This window comes from Pseudomonas sp. AIG (assembly GCF_977020205.1).
Window position 1 is genome coordinate 1 of the sequence record NZ_CDROCK010000116.1, and the last position, 2,751, is coordinate 2,751.

Sequence of the window (2,751 nt, forward strand, 5' to 3'; positions counted from 1 at the left end):
GATACACCTTAGCGAGCCATCTGGTTTCTTACTGCAGTAGGGGAGGCTCAGACCCCGATATGCAGTGGGGGAACCTTGAAATACTGCAGCATGTAAGCCTGGCTGACCGACTCTATATTTCTGCAAAATTCACACTGCCACGACGGAGTAGTTCTTACCGCGATGGCAGCGCCAATCCCTCCGGTTGCGAAAGCCCAAAAAAAAATGGCTTGAGCAACCTCAGCGCCGGTATGACGCCGTACTATGAGGCACTCAATTACTGCCCGAAGTGCTTCAAGTCTGATCTAGCTGTGGGCCTCGCTCCAGCCCTGCGTTTGGATTGGCGGAAACCACGGATGAGCGTTTGTGTGCAACACAATCCCCCTGTTCTCCTCGGGCGTTGGGCCGCCGCGACCTTTCCCCTTCTGGACAAGGCCTGGCCGGTTTCCGCTGAATACGGGGGGAGCCCCGCCTCTAGGCTCACCACGCAGTTTCCTCTTCAATGTTCATCATCTACCCAGGCAAAAGTAAATAATGAGCGCTTGGTAGCTTTAGCCGCCAGAATGCAAACCTGGTTCTTTGCACTTACAACCGAGAGCACGCCTTCGGCAAACGCCGCCGAATTCTTGATGTTCTACTGGCTACAGGATGGAAATGAAAACGGAGCGCAAGGTTTCGCCCGATCCTACTTCTTCAGCCGAACTATCAATCCTCTGTGGAAAAAGACAATGAAACATGGAGAAATATTAAGTCACTTCAAGACGGATTCTGCACGCCCTCGTGATGTAGCAGTGGCGTTCTGGATGTTGGGTGTCGGATTCGGCGTGATTAGTACTTCCGAAGCAGAGTTCATACGAGATATTGCAAAGGGTTATTCCATTCCATTTCCGACTTCTCAAGGAGACGTTTCCTCGGCGGGAACTCTGGTTTACAGCCCAGGCCAGAGACAGGTATATTTGACACTCGCAAAGTCTACGTTAACCGACTCGGAGTACGATAGTGTTGAATGGGCTCTCAAGTAAGCTTGGCGACCCGAAACCTTCTATAAAATCACATGCTGGACTACCGAGCAAAGCAGATGTTTTAGAAGTTGGCACTGCATGATTTTAAGCTTAGTTACTTAAAGCAGAATTTGGACGGGTTTTGTCCGGTTCCAATTTTATGATCACCAACGGTCACTCTGCTCGCCAATCCCGGATTATCCTTCAGTCAAAGCGTGCAGCAATAGTACGAGGGCAGCGTACCGGTTGCTCAGGAAGGAGCGGGATTACACTGAAGATCAGACCTGCTCGCTCCTGATTATGGCTACATCTGAACCATCGAGACTTACGCGAGTAAGACGCGCTTTGTTGAAATAATGCCGGTGCTGACCGTGGATCCATTGTCGGAGTGCGGCTTCAAAAAATGAAGGCCTTAGACTATCGAGGTTGAGAGAGTTATCTAAGGCAATGATTTTAATGAATTAATTTTGAAGTGCCTGCTCGCAAGACCTCCATAATAGTTATCATAAATTGACACAGCGTCGGTGCTTCGCTGTGGTTCAGCTAGAGTGATGAGCAACCTTTGGCCTGGAATTAAATTTTTAAGGAAATATTTTCGATAAATTGACTGGAGCCGTAGAGGCCTCCTTTCCTACTGGTGTCTTGCCCATGTACACGTATTGATACGTCACTGGTAACAGTTGTCGCGCGTTGATTTTTCGATCTTGAACGATCCTCATGTTGCGTGTCGATTACAAAACTGGTTGGACGTGCCTTACTGACGAAAGGTGGCGTGATTGACCTGGGCCCACATAAGCTCATGATAAATTTGAATATTTACCTCTTTTGCGTAAGGGTTTTTATCGGTCGTGAACGCTATTATACTGTGTGTATCTCATACCGGATCCTTACGAGAAGCTGGAGCGGCTAATGGTTAGGACTCATACGCTTGTAGAGTACCGACTCAAGGAGTTTGAGCTTGAGCAGGCTTTACGCAGGCTCAAAAAGCAGCAGGAGAGTCTGGATTACAAACTGGACGTTGAGTTTTACCTAAAGCTAGAGGCGCTGGCCAAGGGATACGGATATAGCCTTGGTCAAGTCTATGACCTGCTTGTCGCCAGGTATGAGGGGGAGGGCTGCGGTGTGGAATTGGATGCTGATGGCTTGAGAGCTAGGACGAATAATGGTTTGCTGGAAATGATTCAGCGAATGGATACATCGTCTTCCTCAGCGCAGCTAGCAAATAATTCTGCTCTTTTAAGTTTAGACGGCGGCGTTGGCAAGGCGCATAAATCAAATGCTAGGCTGAGTCCTCATGTTCATCATGCGTCAAAGGATCCTGCCGAGGTTGGAGAATCTAAGAATGACTTAGAGGAGAAGATCTATGACTAACGTTCAAGAATTTATTGCCCTAAGCAATCGAATTGCAATGGAATACGAAGCCATCGCACCTCTTCTTCGTGATCCTGAAGTTGTTAAGGCGGCACGATTCCTTGGCGAGTTAGATAATCTGGCTCATGAGTATGAGTTTAGTGTCATAGATATTCTTAAGTTGATTGATCCTGGTCGTGCTTTAGAGTCTGAAAAAATAAAAAATGATAAAGTTATAAAGTCTCAAAAGCGAAATAAGCGTGCTGCACCTCAGCAACCTGTTTTCACTGAGCGTTCATCAATAAAAGACCAGCAGTAAAGTAATCGAACTGCTGGCTGTTCTACCTCTTGGATGCACTACACCTCCAAGTGCAAGTGCAAGTGCAAGTGCAAGTGCAAGTGCAAGTGCAAGTGCAAGTGC

At 47.6% G+C, this 2,751-nt stretch carries 2 protein-coding genes and 1 pseudogene; all 3 read left to right on the plus strand.

Translation table 11 applies throughout. From position 1 onward, the window contains the following. Nucleotides 1–1,001 (plus strand): annotated as a pseudogene (locus ACWR1S_RS30735) (hypothetical protein); the annotation flags it as partial. 888 nt (nucleotides 1,002–1,889) lie between these two features. Next, nucleotides 1,890–2,351 (plus strand): hypothetical protein, encoded by a 462-nt coding sequence (locus ACWR1S_RS30740; RefSeq protein ID WP_454566127.1) that lies wholly within the window; start codon nucleotides 1,890–1,892, stop codon nucleotides 2,349–2,351. After that, nucleotides 2,344–2,649 (plus strand): hypothetical protein, encoded by a 306-nt coding sequence (locus ACWR1S_RS30745; RefSeq protein ID WP_454566128.1) that lies wholly within the window; start codon nucleotides 2,344–2,346, stop codon nucleotides 2,647–2,649. The genes ACWR1S_RS30740 and ACWR1S_RS30745 overlap by 8 nt, the downstream gene beginning before the upstream one ends. The last annotated feature ends 102 nt before the right edge of the window (nucleotides 2,650–2,751 follow it).